The organism is Streptosporangium sp. DT93 (assembly GCF_049844535.1).
Taxonomy (GTDB): domain Bacteria; phylum Actinomycetota; class Actinomycetes; order Streptosporangiales; family Streptosporangiaceae; genus Streptosporangium.
Genome location: NZ_JBNCLF010000018.1, coordinates 65,063 through 81,098, shown reverse-complemented (window position 1 = coordinate 81,098; position 16,036 = coordinate 65,063). Strand labels below are relative to the sequence as shown.

General features: G+C 72.8%; 9 protein-coding genes. All 9 read right to left on the bottom strand.

The window, feature by feature from the left end:
- Positions 1-18: 18 nt before the first annotated feature.
- Positions 19-1,317, bottom strand: coding sequence for a GGDEF domain-containing protein (locus tag ACLQ2R_RS31225; protein ID WP_425964679.1), 1,299 nt, complete (start codon positions 1,315-1,317; stop codon positions 19-21).
- A gap of 1,194 nt (positions 1,318-2,511) precedes the next feature.
- Positions 2,512-3,495, bottom strand: coding sequence for a single-stranded DNA-binding protein (locus ACLQ2R_RS31220; protein WP_425964677.1), 984 nt, complete (start codon positions 3,493-3,495; stop codon positions 2,512-2,514).
- 253 nt (positions 3,496-3,748) lie between these two features.
- Complete coding sequence (locus ACLQ2R_RS31215; RefSeq protein WP_425964676.1) at positions 3,749-5,389, bottom strand: GTP-binding protein; 1,641 nt, start codon at positions 5,387-5,389, stop codon at positions 3,749-3,751.
- Entirely contained in the window at positions 5,386-8,058 is a 2,673-nt protein-coding gene (locus tag ACLQ2R_RS31210) for a GTPase (RefSeq protein ID WP_425964674.1), read from the bottom strand. The genes ACLQ2R_RS31215 and ACLQ2R_RS31210 overlap by 4 nt, the downstream gene beginning before the upstream one ends.
- 1,658 nt (positions 8,059-9,716) lie before the next feature.
- A complete protein-coding gene (gene cobA / locus ACLQ2R_RS31205; protein ID WP_425964672.1) occupies positions 9,717-10,949 on the bottom strand; it encodes a uroporphyrinogen-III C-methyltransferase in 1,233 nt (410 codons plus the stop codon).
- 155 nt (positions 10,950-11,104) lie between these two features.
- Positions 11,105-12,187, bottom strand: coding sequence for a nicotinate-nucleotide--dimethylbenzimidazole phosphoribosyltransferase (gene cobT / locus ACLQ2R_RS31200; protein WP_425964670.1), 1,083 nt, complete (start codon positions 12,185-12,187; stop codon positions 11,105-11,107).
- Between the two features lie 248 nt (positions 12,188-12,435).
- A complete protein-coding gene (locus tag ACLQ2R_RS31195) occupies positions 12,436-13,263 on the bottom strand; it encodes a sirohydrochlorin chelatase (protein ID WP_425964668.1) in 828 nt (275 codons plus the stop codon).
- Between the two features lie 452 nt (positions 13,264-13,715).
- A complete protein-coding gene (locus tag ACLQ2R_RS31190) occupies positions 13,716-14,564 on the bottom strand; it encodes a LutC/YkgG family protein (RefSeq protein WP_425964666.1) in 849 nt (282 codons plus the stop codon).
- Entirely contained in the window at positions 14,561-15,946 is a 1,386-nt protein-coding gene (locus ACLQ2R_RS31185; protein ID WP_425964664.1) for a lactate utilization protein B, read from the bottom strand. The genes ACLQ2R_RS31190 and ACLQ2R_RS31185 overlap by 4 nt, the downstream gene beginning before the upstream one ends.
- Between the last annotated feature and the right edge of the window lie 90 nt (positions 15,947-16,036).

Below are 16,036 nucleotides of genomic sequence, written 5' to 3'. Positions count from 1 at the left end.
GTTTAGGGCCTGGAAAGTTCAGCTAGGGGCGGTCTCGGTTCCCGGGCGGCGGGCCGGGGGCACGACGGTGGCGGGCAGGCAGATCTGGTCCCGGCCGAGCTCCTTGGCGCGGTACAGGGCGAGGTCGGCCGCGGCGAGCAGTTCGATCAGATCGTCGCCGTGCACGCTCATGATCGCCACCCCGACCGAGATGGTCACGGTGATCATGTTGTCGTCGGCCGGGACGGCCATCCTCCCCACCCGGGAGCGGAGCCGCTCGGCGACCCTGCGGGCCTCGGTCACGTCGGCCCTGGGCAGCAGGACGACGAACTCCTCTCCGCCGAACCGGCCCACCACGTCGTAGTCGCGCAGCTGGCTGCGGATGGTGTCGGCCACGCCGACCAGCACCTGGTCCCCGATCAGGTGGCCGTAGGTGTCGTTGACCCGCTTGAAGTGGTCGATGTCGACGATCAGCAGGGCGAGCGTCTCCCCGGTGCGCCGGGCTCTGACGATCTCGGTGTCGGCCTCGCGGTGCCAGGCCGCGGCGTTCAGCAGGCCGGTCTTGAGGTCGGTGCGGGCCGCCGCCTGGAGCTGGGCGTGCAGCAGGCTGCGCTGGAGCAGCACCACCGGCGGCAGCGCCAGGATCAGCAGCGCCGGGTTGAGCCCGCAGGTGATGGAGACCAGGACGCCGAGACAGAGCTCGACGACGTCCAGGAGCAGGCTCTCGCGGTTCCACAGGACCTCTCGCCAGCGGCTCTCGGGATCGGCGGTGTGGGCGGCGACGGCGATCAGGGCGGTGTTGATCACCGTGAACAGGACCGCGCAGCCGACGGCCACCAGGATCGGCCACCCGTCACCCCTGGTCAGCGCGTTCAGGTCGCCTGCGGAGGCGTGGAAGAGCAGGGAGGCCGCGCATCCGGCGAGACCGATCGCCGCCGAACTGACGACCCGCCGGTAGACCACGGTCGCGCGGACCCGCTTCTGGAGCAGGAACTGGAGCGGTATGGGCGCCAGGAGCGCGTACAGCGGCGGCAGGAGCAGCGCGGCGGGCAGCCACCAGGCGGAGAGGAGATCCCGGTAGACCCCCGCGGGCATGCCGAGCCTCCGGGTCGCCTCGATGCACACGGCCCCGCACGCCATCAGCGCGGTGAAGGTCAGCAGATCGGACCAGCGGAAGACACCGGACATCGCGAAGAACACGATCGCGACGGCATCCAGCATCACCAGCCCGCACAGATAGGCCACCAGCGGGCGACGCTGCCCGAGCAAGGGCCATCGATCGACCAGGGCCGTTACGCCGTCGCGCGCCTTCGCCGAGGTGTGACCGGGAGCCGCCATGTCGTCCCCCTCTCCGACTAACGATGTGTAACACAATAGTTGCGGAGTGTGCGTCGCGCGACGGCAACCGCTACGTTGACGAAGTGGGTCAACCCGCCGGTTGATCCACGACGTGGAAACCGCTCGCCTGCGAGCGGGCCGTGTGGGAAAGGAGCAAGCCATGCTGCGGGGCGTGACCTGGACCTAACAGGTGTCTCGGCATCTGACACGGGCAAGACCATCGGCCGGTTCATCTCGGCGTCGCCGCCCACCGGTGGTGCGCACCGACCGCGCCCGGCCGATGCCCCCTCGCTCAGCCGTTCAGGCCCTCTTCTCCACCTCCGGACCTTTCCCTCCGCGGATTCCCCTCCTTCCCCAGCTCTTTTTCGGGGAATACCCTCGCCTACGGTGTCCCCAACGTGAAGAGCTCTTCTTGCGCGAGAGTCCTTCTTGCACGGGAATCTTTCTCGTCCGAGATCTCTCCTCATTCGGGAGTCGTTCTCGTCCGAGATTCCTTCTCCTCGGGGAGCTCCTCTGCGACCGGAGGGCCTTTTCAGCCGAAGCCCTCCCTGATCAAATCCCCTTCCGGCCCGCTCTTCCTCTCTGGCCGAAGTCCTCTTCTCTGGCTGGAGCCCTCTTCTCTGATCGAAGTCCTCTTCCGGCCCGATCTCCTTCGTGGCCGAACCGTTTTCCGGCCTGATCCCCTCTCTGTCCGGAGCGCTCCTCCGCCCCGGCTTCTTCTCCGGTCGGCTCCCTTCCGGCCCGGCCTTCTCTCCGCCCGAATCCCTCTCCCGGACGAACATCCGCCGACCGGAAGATCCTCCGGTCGAACACCACCTCTGATCGGCGGCCAGGCGCCGATGCCCGTCGGCCCGACGAGGGAGGCCCGGACCTCCCCCGTCGTACAAGCCGCCCTTCCATCGCCCGGCCTTCCCGGCGCCAGGCCACGCCATCGCCGTGCCGCCGCCGTGCCGCCGCCGTGCCATCGCCGTGCCGCCGCCGTGCCATCGCCGTGCCGCCGCCGTGCCATCGCCGTGCCGCCGCCGTGCCGCCGCCGTGCCGCCGCTGTGCCGCCGCAGGGCCTTTGCCGTCACCGGGCCTTCCCGTCGTGACGCGGCTCAGACCAGACCATGGCTCGGCGCGAGCCCACACCGGCACCCGGCTTCGGCCACCCAGGCCCGGCTCAGGCCCGGCTCAGGCCCTTGGTCACACGACTCAGGCCGCCACGTGTTCCCGCATCGGCCAGGGGACCTCGTCATCGACACCGGAATGGGCTCGCTGCTCGCCCGTCCCGGTCGCGGACGTCTCCTCCCCCTGGACGTGACCGCTCGCCGCCGCGACGTCCGCCCGCCTCGACGCCCCCTTCGCAGCCGCTCTCCGCCTGCGGTTCAGGCTCTCCCCGCGTGCGACATCCCCCTCAGGGAACTCGTGATCCGCCACGGGCGAGGTGACCCCGGCGACCTCTGCGGCGATCTCGCCCACCGTGATCGGCTCGGCATCCGGCACGGCCCGCACGCCGGACTCCCCGACCGTCCCCTGACCAGCTCCGAGCCCTTGGGCGATCCCGTCGTCGGACCCCGGCTCCACGGCCGTCCCGCCACCGGCCCCGGAGCCTCCGGTCATCCCGCCATCCGTCCCGGAGCCTCCGGCCGTCCCGCCACCGGTCCCGGGCTCCCCGGCCGTCCCGCCGTCGAACCCGGCCGTCCCCCTGTCGAACCCGGGCCCCGCGGCGGTGAGAGCGTCGGCCACGACAGGAGCGCCGCCGCTCATGGCCCAGTCGGACGTCTCACGGTCGAGCTCGCTGCGCTCCGCGCTGCCCAGGACCGGGAGGGGCCCGCCCCGCTGCGGCTTACTGAAACTTCCGAGCCCCCAGCGCAGGTCGTGACCCAGCGAACCGGCCTCCACCTCGGGCATGAACCGGCGCTCCCCCTCGTGGGTGAACTCGCGGATGCGCAGCCTGCCCTGGACGATGACGGGCTGGCCCACGTGGACCGACTGGGCGACGTTGTCGGCCAGCCCGCGGAAGCAGCGGACCCCGAAATAGGTGGTCTCCCCGTTGCGCCACTGCTGGTTCTCCCGGTCGAAGTAACGGCTCGTCGAAGCGAGCTTGAGCGAGGTGACCCGTGATCCGTCGGGGAAGGTGTGCTGGCGCGGCGGGGCCGCGACGTTACCGGTCAGCGTGACATGGATGTCGTTCATCGTGCCTCCCATGGGAGCCGGCTGACTGCCGGCGGCTGAGAGACACGATGGCCCGTACCGCCATCCCCGCAGGTTGCCGAATCTCGTTCTGTGGAAAACCCGGATCCCAGGGGGCCGTGGACGCGGACCCGCGGAGGGAAAACTCCCGGCCGGACGCGGCGACCACCGCGACCGGCCGGGAGAACGCGGAGAACGCGGAGAACGCGGAGCCAGAAGCCCGGTAGGCCCGATAGGCCCCAGCCCCCGTACGGGATCAGGTCCGCAGGCTCCGCAGGGCGGAGTAGAAGTCGTTGTAGCGGGTCAGTTCCCGCTCCACCGGTTCGATCACCATGCTCTCGGCGACACCGGCGACCCGGCGGCGCATCTCGCGCTCCAGCGCGTCACGCTCGTTGCCCGCGCCGAGCACCACGAAGTTACGGCTGGCCACCGCGGTCAGCGCCCCGAGTCCGAGAACGGAGACGATCATCAACCCCACCCAGGGCAGGGAGGCCGCGTCGGCGAAGACCTCCAGCCACTCCGGCGGTGTCCCGAGCTCGAACACGCCGTAGGCCAGTGCCGTACCGACCCAGGCGAGACCGGCGACGAAGAGCACGACCAGCAGGTACTGCCAGGCGAGCAGGAGCCGCCACCAGCCGGGAACCCTGTCCAGGCGGGGCGCAACCTCCGAGAGCTCCTCCGAGAGCACCTGGGGCAACTGCGCCACCCGCGAACGGGCGGCGTCCCTGATCCCGTTCTGCCAGGCCTCGTGCATACCGGAGGTGAGGCCGTCGGCGAGGGCCTGGACGGCGGTCTCCACCTCCGCCGGCTGCGCGCTGACCGACCCGGCGGTCACGCCGCGGATCTCGTCCCTGAGGTCTCCGAGCCGCAGGCTGTTCAGCGGGTCCGAACGAAGCCCGGCGGCCCAGCGCCCGTAGGGCCAGCCGACCCATTCGGCGGAACGCGCGGCGTACACGTTCTCCATCGCCTCGCCGACGGCCGGAACGCCGACCGCGTCGCAGAGGGCGTCGGTGAGACCGATCCGGCGGGCGTCGTCGAGAGAGGACGGCGGGGCGGAGGTCCCGTCGGCGGGGAGGGCCTTCGCCAGGCGGAGCGTCAGGCGTTCGAGATCGGCCTCCAGTCGCTGGACCGCGGCCCTGCGTTCGGAGACGGTCTCGGCGAGGACCGCCTTGAGCTCGTCGACGCCGCTGCCGGTGATCGCCGAGGTGGTGACGATCACGGGTTCCTCGACCCCCTCGCGGCGCAGCAGGCCGTCCAGGTCCGCGACGCACTCGGCCAGCTCCTCCTCGTCGAGCCGGTCGGACTGGTTGAGGACGAAGATCGTCACAGCCTCGTGCCCGGCCAGATCGGTCACGTAGCGGCGGTGCGTGGAGGCGTCGGCGTACTTCTGCGGATCGAGCACCCACACGACGAGGTCGGCGACCTGGATCAGCCGGTCCGCCTCGGTGTCGGTCAGTGCCCGGATCGAGTCGTGGTCGGGCAGGTCGAGCAGGATCAGCCCGTTCAACCGGCCCTCCCCCCGGTCCAGCGCACTGGCCCGGGCGAAGCGGTGCCGCCACTGGATCTGCAGCCAGTCGAGCAGCGGGCCCGCGCCGTCCAGGCCCCACACGCAGGCGTGGGTACGGGCCGTGGTCGGGCGCCGCACCCCCGTGGGTGACAGCTCCAGACCGGAGATCGAGTTGAACAGCGTCGACTTGCCGCTTCCGGTGCCTCCGGCGAGCGCGACCACGGTGTGGTCGGAGGAGAGCTTGAGCCGTTCACCGGCACGGAGCAGCAGGCGGCCCGACTCGGCGAGCAGCTTCGGCTCGACCCTGCCCGGACCCAGCTCCACGACCCGGGTCAGCGCCGCGAGCCGTCCGCCGATCCCCTGGAGTGACCGGGTGGTGTCAACACTCATCGGGCGACCTCAAGGTTGTACGTTGCCTGGTAAAGACGTGTGGCCGCGGCTTCGTCGGGAATCCCCGATCCGTCGAGCGCCTGCACGTAACGGGCCGTCTCGTCGTCGAGGAGCAGGCCGATCCTGGCGCGAAGATCGCTTCGCGCCTTCACCCCGATGTTGCGCAGCGACTCCGCGCCGAGCAGCGCGTGCACCAGCCGCTGCGGCAGCGCTCCGGGGCCGCCCCGCGCGTCCGAGGAGCCGTACCCGAGCAGCCCGATCGTCAGGATCAGCGACAGGGACTCGACGTCGAACGAGATCACCCTGGCCACCGACCGTTTGGTCACACCCTCGGTGCCGATCAGCTCGATGATGTGATCCTGCCAGGCCCCGACGGTGCGACCGGCCCTGCGCAGCAGCTCGTCGGACGCGCGGCCCGAACCGGGGACCGCCGCCAGGACGTCCTGCGCGCCCGGCCGGTTCAGCCAGCGCGAGGCCGCCTCCTCGGCCGCCCGGTGCGCCGCCGAGACGACCACAGACTCCAGCCCCGCCCGCAGCGCGGACTTCAGGGCACTGAGCCGCTCGGGCGCCTGCTGGCTCGCCTTGCCCGCGAAACGACCGGGTTTGCGCAGGTGCAGGGTACGCATGAGATCGCCGGAACCGGCGAAGTCCTGCCAGCGGGCGAGCACCTCGCCCTGGATCAGCGAGCCGTTGCCGGTGTTCTCGTCGATCTCGGCCAGTGCCCTGGCGTAGGCCGTGTCCACGTCCCCGCGCAGCTCCCTGCGGAGGGCGACCTGGATCTCCAGCTGCCTGGCCAGCGCGGGCACACGGGTGCGGAAACTGTTCAGCACCCCGTCCAGGGTCGCGCTCACGGCCTGCTCGCGGCGGCGCTCGTCGACCGAGAGCTCGGTCAGCCAGCGGCGGAGCTCGGTCACCTCGTCGTCGGGAAGCATCCCGTCGACGACCTTGCTCTCGTTGACGACGAACCGGTCGACCTCACCGAGGCCGTACTCGGTGAGCATCCTGACGAAGTGCTTGTCGATCACTTCCCGGGACTTGGGAGGCACCCGGGAGAGCACGATGGCCAGCCGGGCGCCGCGCTCCTTGGCCAGGCGCAGAAGCCGCCACGCCGGAGCGTCGGCGTACCGGGCCGCGGTGGTCACGAAGATCCACAGGTCGGCCACGTCGAGCATGCGGTGGGCGATCTCGTGGTGCTCCTCGACGACCGAGTCGATGTCGGGGGTGTCGAGCAGGGCCACCCCCGCGGGGAGGTGCTCGGTGGAGACCAGCACCAGGCCACCCGAGGCCATCTCCGGGTCGGGCTCGCTGAGCCGTCGCAGGCCACCCAGCAGATCGCCCTTGGCGAACCACTCGTGGTCGTCGGGGTGACAGGCCAGGACGGGCGTGCCGGTGGTGGGACGGCGCACACCGGTCGCGCTGACCTTGGCGTTGGCCAGGGTGTTCAGGAGCGTGGACTTGCCCGCGCCCGTGGAGCCCGCGACCACGATGAGCGCCGGCGCGGTGCTCGTGTGGACGCGGGGGATCACGTAGTCGTCGAGCTGGGCCAGGATCTCGGCCTGGACCTTCCTGGCCTCCTCGGCGCCGGGAAGGTCCAGGCCGAAGGTGAGGTCGGTGACGCCGATGCGGACGGCGGTGAGCGCGCTGCTCAGCGCCTTGGAGACGGCGGCCGGAAGGGGTGTCTCCCGTACGCGCTCCCCCGGCTCCGCTCCCTCCTCGTCCTCCGCTCCCTCGTCCTCCGCTCCCTCGGCCGGGCCCGTGTCCCCGCCCCTGGCGTCCTTGTCGTCCCTGTCGCTTTCGCCGTCCTCATCGCCGGACTCACGGGTGTCGGTGTCGGACTCGTCGGCGATGACGACGATCTCGTCGCCGTCGATGACGGTGCGCTCGGCTCCGTCCTCGTCCCCGGCTCCGTCCCCGGCTCCGTCCCCGGCTCCGTCCTCGTCCCCGGCCTTGGCGTCGGTCTCGGCGGAGGTCCGGTCCTCGTTCCCGGCGGATCGCCCGGCCTTCGGGGGCTCCTCACCGTTACCGGCGCCGTCGGCACCGGCGCCTTCGGTGGCGTCTCGCGCCCCGGCGTCATCCCGTACGCCGCTCTCGGTCCTGGCGGCCTCGTACTCGCCCGAGGGCGTGATCAGCGACGTGACCTCGTCACGCGTGGACGCGGTGTCCGCATGGTCCTCGCTCCCGACGCCGTCACCGGTGGCCCGGGCATCCGGCGCCTCACCCCGGCCCTCGTCCTCAGGATCGGGATCGGGATCGGGATCGGGATCGTCGGAGCGCACGCTCCCGGAGTCGCCGTGGCGAACGTTCTCCGAGTCGTCGGAACGATCGTCGTCGACGTCACCGGGGCGATCGCCCTCGACGTCACCGGAACGGGCGTCCCTGGACTCCTCGGAGTCCTCAGGGTCCTCCAAGGGCTCGGTGTTCTCCGGTTCCCTGGCGTCCCCGGGCTTCTCCACGTGCCCGGGGTCCTCGGGGGTCTCGATGCCCCCAGGGCCTCCGGGAACCTCCGGAGTTCCGGGAATCTCCGCGGTCTCGGAGGGCCGGCTCGCGAGGTCTTCGGAGCTCTCCTCGCCACGGAAGCCTTCGGGACCGCCCTTCTGACGGGACGCGTCCTCGATCCCACCGCCGGGGACGGCGGCGCTCTCGTCCGGCTCCGCGTCCCGCTGCTCCACAGGCTCCGCGTCCCGCTGCTGCTCCCGAGGCTCTTCGTACGGCCTGACGGTACGGAGAGGCGGAGCGGCCCCTGCGTGGGAGTGCTCCTGCTGAGAGCCGGATGTACCGGCGGCGGACCCGTCGCGATCCGGGCGGGCCGGGACACCGTCGGGGCCGACGGAGTGGTCCGCGGGGCGGGAGGAGAGATCCTCTCCCCCGGTACGGACACCCGTGGAGCCCTCTCCGGGAGCGAGAAGGGACGTGGTGTCCGGCGAGCCTGCTCCGGGAGCGCCGGAGGGCGGTGTGGCGGGCACTCCGCCACGGGGGGCGCTCGGGGGAACGGGTGCCCCCGGGCGGAACAGCGCCCCGGGAGCGCCGGGAGAGACGGCGGTGACGTCACTGGGACCGTCACCCGCGGGACGACCCGCCCACGGGGAGGACGGGGTGGCCGGCGGTACGGGAGCACCCGGGCGGAAGATCGCACCGGGGCCGCCGTGGGCGGTGGGATCGTCGTGCGAGGGCGCGCCGGAGCCGCCGGGGCGGGCGGCGGGCGCGGGGGGCCGCGAACCGGGAGGCACGGGACCGGCCGGCGGTACGGGAGCACCCGGGCGGAAGGCCGCGCCCGGGGCGGCGGGCCCGCCCCGTGAGGCTCCCGCGGGTCCCGCCGGCGGGAACGGGGCGTCCCCACGCTGAGGAACACCGGAGGAACCCACGCCGGGCGCGTCCCTCTGCGAGGCTCCCGGGTGGCCGGGACCACCCGGGACCATGCGGGGCGGGATCGTGCCGGGTGGGGCCGTGCCGCCCTGGGCCGGGCCTGGCGGAACACGGCCGGGCGGGACAGGACCGGGCGGGGTCGCGCGGGGCGGGACGGAGCCCGGTGAGGCAGTGCCGGGCGGGACGGGGCCGCCGACGCGGGAACCGGCCGGGGGGGCGGAAGCGCCCGGGCCGGGCGGGAGAGGCGGACCGGAGGCGGGCGGCGGAGCGCCGCGTGAGACGTCCGGACGTCCTCCGGGCGGAACGGGCCTGGAGGTCGTCTGCCGCGAGGCGGCGAGGGCGTCGACCGTGGCCTGGGCGGCGGCGGCAGCGGCGCGGAAGGCTGCCATGGCATCGGCGGAGGCCGGTGGCGCGGAGGGGTCGTCCGCTCTGCCGGAGGCCGTGGGCGCGGCGGCACCCGGCGGCCTGCCGGGTGCCGGGGCGGGGCCTGCGAATCGGCCCGGGACGGGAGCGGGACTCACCGACCGGCCAGGAGGCGTGGCGGGACCCTGCGGCCCTCCCGGGGGCCAGGCGGAACCCGCCGACCGGCCCGGAGGCGCGGCGGGACCTTGTCGCTCACCCGGGGGCCAGGCGGAACCCGGCGGCCCTCCTGGAGGCCCGGCGGGACCCGAGGGCGTGCCGGGACCCGAGGGTGTGGGACCCGCCGGCCGGCTCGGAGGTGTGGCGGGACCCCCCTGCGGCCGGCCCGGGGAGGCGGCCGGAGCGGTCGCCCCTCCGGGAGGCGCGGTGCGGGCGCGGATGGAGGCGGCGTCGTCGTCGGGACGGATGGCTCCGAAGGACACCGTCTGCTCGCCGGGGGACTCGGTGTCATCCGGCGAGGTGTCGTCGGGTGGCTCCTGGGGGGTGCCGGCGAGGCGAGGGTCACGGCCACCACCCTGATGGGGGGGCCAGTTGGACGCCGAATTCACGGTACTCGCTCCGCTCGAACCATCTCGACCTCCTGGCCGACCTTCACGACATCGCCGATGATCACGATCGCAGGTGGCCGAATCCCAGCCGCGCTCACGCGCTCCGCCACGGTGGACAACGTGGCATAAAGAGCTCGCTGGGTGGGAAGAGTACCGTCCTGTACCACCATTACGGGAGTTTCCGGCGAACGTCCGTCACCGATCAGCGTCTCGGCGATCACTCCGACGCGTTCGACCGCCATCATAAGCACCAGCGTGCCACCGGATCTGGCCAGATTGGGCCAGTCGACGGTGGATCTCTCGTCGCCCGGGGGGACGTGTACGGAGATCACGTGGAATTCCTGGCTCACGCCGCGGTGCGTGACGGGCACGTTGGCGGCGGCGGGCGCCGCCACCGGGCTGGTGATGCCCGGAACCACGGTCACGGGGATGCCCTCACGGGCGCAGGCCAGCATCTCCTCGCCGCCGCGGCCGAAGACGAACGGGTCCCCGCCCTTGAGCCGGACCACGAACTTGCCCTGCTTGGCGTGCTCGATGAGGAGCTCGTTGATCCTCTCCTGGGCCATGTAGCGGCCGTAGGGGATCTTCGCGGCGTCGATCAGCTCGACGTCCGGGGAGAGCTCGTCGAGCAGGGCCTGCGGTGCGAGGCGGTCGGCGACGACCACGTCGGCCTGGGCCAGGAGCTGCCGCCCCCGGACGGTGATCAGGCCCGGGTCGCCCGGCCCTCCGCCGACCAGGGCGACCCCCACCGGCTTGGTGCGGTTGCGCCGGGCCCCGACCGTGCCGTCCCTGAGGGCTCCGACGACGGCGTCCCTGATCCCGGCGGCCCGCCGGGGATCGCCCCCGGCGGTGATCGCCACGCTGATCTCGTCCACCTTGCCGCTGGCGGGGGTCCAGGCGGCCGAGGCGTCCTTGTCGTCGGCACGCACGCACCAGATCCGCTTGGCCTCGGCCTCGGCGGCCACCGCGGCGTTCACCGCGCGGTCGCTCGTGCACGCCTGGACCAGCCACGCCCCGTCGACGTCGCCCACCTGGTAGCGCCTGGCCTCCCAGGTCACGCGGCCGGTCGCGATGAGGTCGTCGAGGGCGTGCGTCACGCTCGTCGAGACGATGGTGACCAGGGCGCCCGCGTCGAGCAGTGTCGGAACCCGGCGCTGGGCGACATGCCCGCCACCCACGACGAGCACCCGCCGCCCGGAGAGACGCAGGCCGAGCAGGTAGGGCGACATGGCGACAGATCTCCCGTTCGCGAGGAATGGTGGAGCAGGGCGTGCTAGGAGGTAAACCTACCGGCTGGCGGCCCTCCCTTTGCTGCCGCGGTGTTAACAGAAAGCCGGGGGCCGGTCGGCCGGCCCCCGTTGATCGGGTTCAAGACTTTCGCAGGTCAGGCGGTCTTGTCCGTCACTCCGGCGGAATCGAAGGTCGCCCCCTCGTGCATGACCCTGATCGCCGCGCACACCAGGGGGTGGGCGAGCAGGCCGCCGGTGCCCTCGCCGAGCCGCATCCCCAGCTCGATCAGCGGACGCAGGCCCAGGTGCTCCAGGGCCACGGCGTGGCCCGGCTCGGCCGAGCGGTGCCCGGCCACGCAGTGGTCCGCGGCGTCGGGGGCCAGTGCCACCGCGGCCAGCGCCGCGGCTCCCGCGATGACGCCGTCCAGGATGACCGGCACCCGCAGCGCCGCCCCGCCGAGGACGAAACCGGCGATCGCCGCGTGCTCCAGGCCGCCGACCGCGGCCAGCGTCTCCAGCGCGGGCACCTCGCGTACGCCGCCCGGCCCGCGCTCCAGGCCGTTCACCCGCAGGGCCTCGCGGACCACCTCGACCTTGCGCGTCAGGGTCTCGTCGTCGACACCGGTCCCCCTGCCGGTCACGACGGCCGGGTCCTGACCGGTGAACGCGCAGATCAGCGCCGCCGACGCCGTGGTGTTGGCGATGCCCATGTCCCCGGTGACCAGGCAGCGGGCCCCCTGCGCGACGAGGTCGCGGGCCACCGCGATCCCGGTCTCCAGCGCGGCGACCGTCTGCTCGCGGGTCATCGCCGGCCCCTGGGACAGGTCGGCCGTGCCGTAGGCGACCTTGCTGATCGTCAGCCCGGGGGCGGGTTCGAGATCGGCGGCCACGCCGACGTCGACCACCGTGACCGAGGCGCCCACCTGGGCGGCGAAGGCGTTGGCCACGGCGCCTCCGGCGAGGAAGTTGCCGACCATCTGCAGGGTGACCTCCTGCGGCCACGGGGTCACGCCCTGGGCGTGGACACCGTGATCGGCCGCGAAGATCGCCAGGGCCGGTGGGGCCGGGAGGGGTGGCGGGCTGACCCCGGCCGCTCCGGCCAGCCGTACGGCCACGTCCTCCAGGGCGCCGAGCGCGCCCTGCGGCTTGGTCAGCCGGTCCTGGTGGGCTCTGGCCTCGGCGACGGCCGCCCGGTCGGCGGGAAGGATCGCCGCGACGGTCTCCTCAAGAGTGGTCATGTGATCCAGTCTCTCGCGGAAACGGCGTTTCAGGAAAAGCGGGTAAAAGCCAAGGGGGAACCGTCACCGGGTCACGAGCCGGGGACCAGAAACGCCTCCGGGCCGGCGGCCGAACACCCGGACCACCACCGGACCACGGGCCGCCACCGGGCTCACCGGTCAGGGATCCCGACCGTCACCGGGTCGCGAGCCGGGCATCCCAACCGGCATCGGGCCGGGAGCCCGCATCGCCCAGGGCCACCCCAGGGTCACCAGGCGATGCCGCTGAGCGCTTCCTCGTAGCGGTCGATGACCACGTCGGCCAGGCCCTCGCAGTCGCCGATGACGTCGGCGCAGCGGACGTCCAGCCCCGGATGACCCGCGGCGTAGGCCATGGACTGCGCCCAGATGCGGTCGAGCAGGTTCCCGGCGAACAGCAGGTACGGCACGACGATCACCCGCTTGGCGCCGAGGCGACGGCAGCGCTCGATGCCCCCGGGCACCCCGGGCGGGGTGAGCGAGACGAAGGCCGTCTCCACGGTCATGTACTCGTGGGCGTGCGTCTCCCAGAACAGGCGCGAGACGCGGTGCACGTCGGCGTTGGTCTCGGGGCTGGTGGAGCCGTCCCCGACCAGGACCACCGCGGTCTCGCCGATCTCGATGCGTTCGGGCTCGTCGTCGAACGGCCCGGCGGCCGCCGGGACCAGCCGGAGGCTGGCGACCTCGGCGGCGGCGTCGGCCAGGCGCTCGGCGAGCAGCGCCAAAACGCGGGGGTCGGAGCCCAGGGGGCGGCCGTGGTCGCAGGTCAGCATGGGGTGCCTCTCCTGCTCCCTGGCCATCGCGGCGGGGATGTCGGCGCCGAGCCGCACGTCGCCGGTCAGGCTCATCGGCTGGACCACCATCCGGTGGTGTCCCCGCGCGACCAGCGAGGCGACCGAGTCACTGAGGCGCGGCCTGGCCCTGGCGATGTAACCGCCGGAGACGTCGGCCGCCGTCTGGTCCAGGCGGCAGCGGAGCCGGTGGACGAACCTGCCGAATTCAGCAGATCCACTGTCATCGTGCGAGCCCTGCCCGATGAGCAGCAGCGGCGGTTTCATGGAAACAGGACTCCAATGACCTTGACCTGGGGTTACGCGAGTGCGACTGGCGACAATATCCGATCGTGGCACCCCATGGACAGATAACGGATCGGTAAATCACATTTTTCCTACTCGCCATGGCGGCCGGTGAGCCCTCCCCCGGCGAAGGACGCTCCGGACGACGCGCCCTGGCACGGTAACCGGACATGCGGGGGAGGTCCAGCCGCACCGCGCGGATCATGCCGGATCGCTTCCGGACAGGCCGCGGTCTCCTTACGGCCGAGAGGTTCCAGGCGGACCGAGGCGTCCGTACGGGCCCGGGAGGCCGGTGCGGGCCCGGAAGGCCGGCGCGTCCGGGAGACCGGCGCGAGCCCGAAAAACCGGTGCGCCCGGGAGACCGATGCGGGTTCTAGAGACCGGTGCATCCGGAAGACCGGTACGGGTTCGGGAGGCCGGTGCGGGTTCGTGGCTCAGCGGACGACGACGACCTCCAGCGTGCGGGGTCCGTGCACGCCCTCCACCCGGTTCAGCTCGATGTCGCTGGTCGCCGAGGGGCCGCTGATCCAGGTCAGCGGCCTGGACGGGTCGAGCCTGCCGAGCGCCTCGGGAACCCCGGCCACGACCTGCGCGGCGCGTACCACGCACAGGTGGTAGTCCGGGACGAGCGTCAGCGCCCGGCGCCCCTGGCCCGGTCCGGCGTCCAGCACGATCGTTCCGGTCTCGGCGATCGCCACGGCACACCCGGTGAGGACCCCGTCCGCACCGTCCAGTTCGGCCGCGCTCAGCGGCGGGTCGTCGGTGAGCGGGTCGGCCGGCACCCACGCGGGCGGCAGGCCGTCGGGGACCACCGTCCGGACGGCGCCCCTGCGGGCCAGCGCCGCCGCGATCGTCGCGGCCACCTCGCCCTCGTCCACCACGTGCACGACGGCCCGGTAGTCCGCCACCCGCTCGGCGAGCAGTTCCACGATCTTCGCACCGGCGACCGCTGTCCCCGAATCCGAATCCGAATCCGAATCCGGAGCCAGGGCCGAGGCCGAATCCGGGAGCGTGACCGGCGATGTGCGGTAGGCGCGGGTGATCTCGACGTCCGGGGCTCCGGCGACGGCGGAGCGGATCCTCGCCAGGATCCGCTCCCTGCTCCCCGTCCCGGAAGCACGGGTCCCGGAAGCACGGGTCCCGGCGTCGGAAGTTCCATCAGCCGGGACCCCGTCGGTGGAGGACCCGGCGGTGGAGGACCCGGCGGTGGAGGACCCGGCGGTGGAGGACCCGGCGGTCGGAGTTCCGTCGGCCGGAGCCCCGGCGGGGGTTGCGGCGGTCATCGCGTGCCTCCGTCGGTACGGCCCCACCAGTCGCGGAAGGACTCGGCGGGGATGTCGGGGATGTCGCGGGTGTCGGTCCAGGCCGACAGCGGTCCCGGCAGGCGGCCGGGGACGAACCTGCGCAATCGCCCGCCGAGGCGCTGGGCGCGCGCCAGCCGCGCCGGGCGGTCGAACACCCAGCCCGCGGCGCGCATGCCCAGCCGTTCGGCCCGCGCGTGGCGGACCTTGCCGCGCAGGTGGACCAGGACCTCGGGGATGTCGATGGCGACCGGGCAGGCGTCGAAGCAGGCCCCGCAGAGCGTCGAGGCGTACGGCAGCGACGCGTCCAGCTCCGAGGCGGTGCCGCGCAGCTGCGGGGTGAGGATCGCGCCGATCGGCCCCGGGTAGACCGAGCCGTACGCGTGGCCCCCGGCGCGTTCGTAGACCGGGCAGACGTTCAGGCAGGCCGAGCAGCGGATGCAGCGCAGCGCCTGGCGGCCGACCTCGTCGGCCAGTACGCCGGTGCGGCCGTTGTCGAGGAGCACCAGGTGGAACTCCTGGCCCTCGGTCGAGCCGGTCCAGGTGGAGGTGTAGGGGTTCATCCGCTCGCCGGTGGAGCTCCTGGGCAGCAGCTGCAGGAAGACCTCCAGGTCCCGCCAGCTCGGCAGCAGCTTCTCGATGCCGACCACGCTGATCAGCGTCTCGGGCAGGGTGAGGCACATCCGCCCGTTGCCCTCGGACTCCAGCACCACCAGCGTGCCGGTCTCGGCGATCATGAAGTTGGCGCCGGAGATCGCGACCTTCGTCGACAGGAAGCGCTCGCGCAGGTGCAGGCGGGCCGCCTCGGCGAGGGCGCGCGGCTCGTCGGTCAGGTCCTCGGGCGCGGCCCGGCCCCAGTCGGCCATCTTCTCCTGGAAGATCGCGCGGATCTCCGAGCGGTTGCGGTGGATCGCCGGGACCAGGATGTGCGAGGGCCAGTCGTCGCCGAGCTGGACGATCAGCTCGGCGAGGTCGGTCTCGTACGCGGTGATGCCCTCGCTCTCCAGCGCCTCGTTGAGGCCGATCTCCTGGGTGGCCATGGACTTGACCTTGACCACGCTGGTCTCGCCGGTGGCCCTGACCAGGTCCGCCACGATCCTGTTGGCCTCGGCGGCGTCGGCGGCCCAGTGGACGTGCCCGCCCGCCGCGGTGACGGCCTCCTCCATCCGCAGCAGGTAGCGCTCCAGGTTGCGCAGGGTGTGGTCCTTGATCTCCTTGCCCGCCCTGCGGAGCTCGGCCCAGTCGGGCAGCTCGCCGACCACGGCGGCCCGCTTGCCGCGGATCGTCCGGGTGGCCTTGCGGAGGTTGTACCTGAGCTGGGAGTCCTGCACGGCCGCGGCGGCGTTCACCGGGAAGGCGGGCATGCCGAGGAACGTGCCGCCCGTCCGGGGCTCTGTCCGGGGCTCTGTCCGGGGCTCCGTCGGGGGAGCCGCCCTGCGGGCCGGGCCGGTCCG

Excerpts from the sequence above, each read along its gene's own strand:
- ACLQ2R_RS31225 (WP_425964679.1), bottom strand. The coding sequence starts at position 1,317 with ATGGCGGCTCCCGGTCACACCTCGGCGAAGGCGCGCGACGGCGTAACG.
- ACLQ2R_RS31220 (WP_425964677.1), bottom strand. The coding sequence starts at position 3,495 with ATGAACGACATCCATGTCACGCTGACCGGTAACGTCGCGGCCCCGCCG.
- ACLQ2R_RS31215 (WP_425964676.1), bottom strand. The coding sequence starts at position 5,389 with ATGAGTGTTGACACCACCCGGTCACTCCAGGGGATCGGCGGACGGCTC.
- cobA (WP_425964672.1), bottom strand. The coding sequence starts at position 10,949 with ATGTCGCCCTACCTGCTCGGCCTGCGTCTCTCCGGGCGGCGGGTGCTC.
- cobT (WP_425964670.1), bottom strand. The coding sequence starts at position 12,187 with ATGACCACTCTTGAGGAGACCGTCGCGGCGATCCTTCCCGCCGACCGG.
- ACLQ2R_RS31195 (WP_425964668.1), bottom strand. The coding sequence starts at position 13,263 with ATGAAACCGCCGCTGCTGCTCATCGGGCAGGGCTCGCACGATGACAGT.
- ACLQ2R_RS31190 (WP_425964666.1), bottom strand. The coding sequence starts at position 14,564 with ATGACCGCCGCAACCCCCGCCGGGGCTCCGGCCGACGGAACTCCGACC.
- ACLQ2R_RS31185 (WP_425964664.1), bottom strand. The coding sequence starts at position 15,946 with ATGCCCGCCTTCCCGGTGAACGCCGCCGCGGCCGTGCAGGACTCCCAG.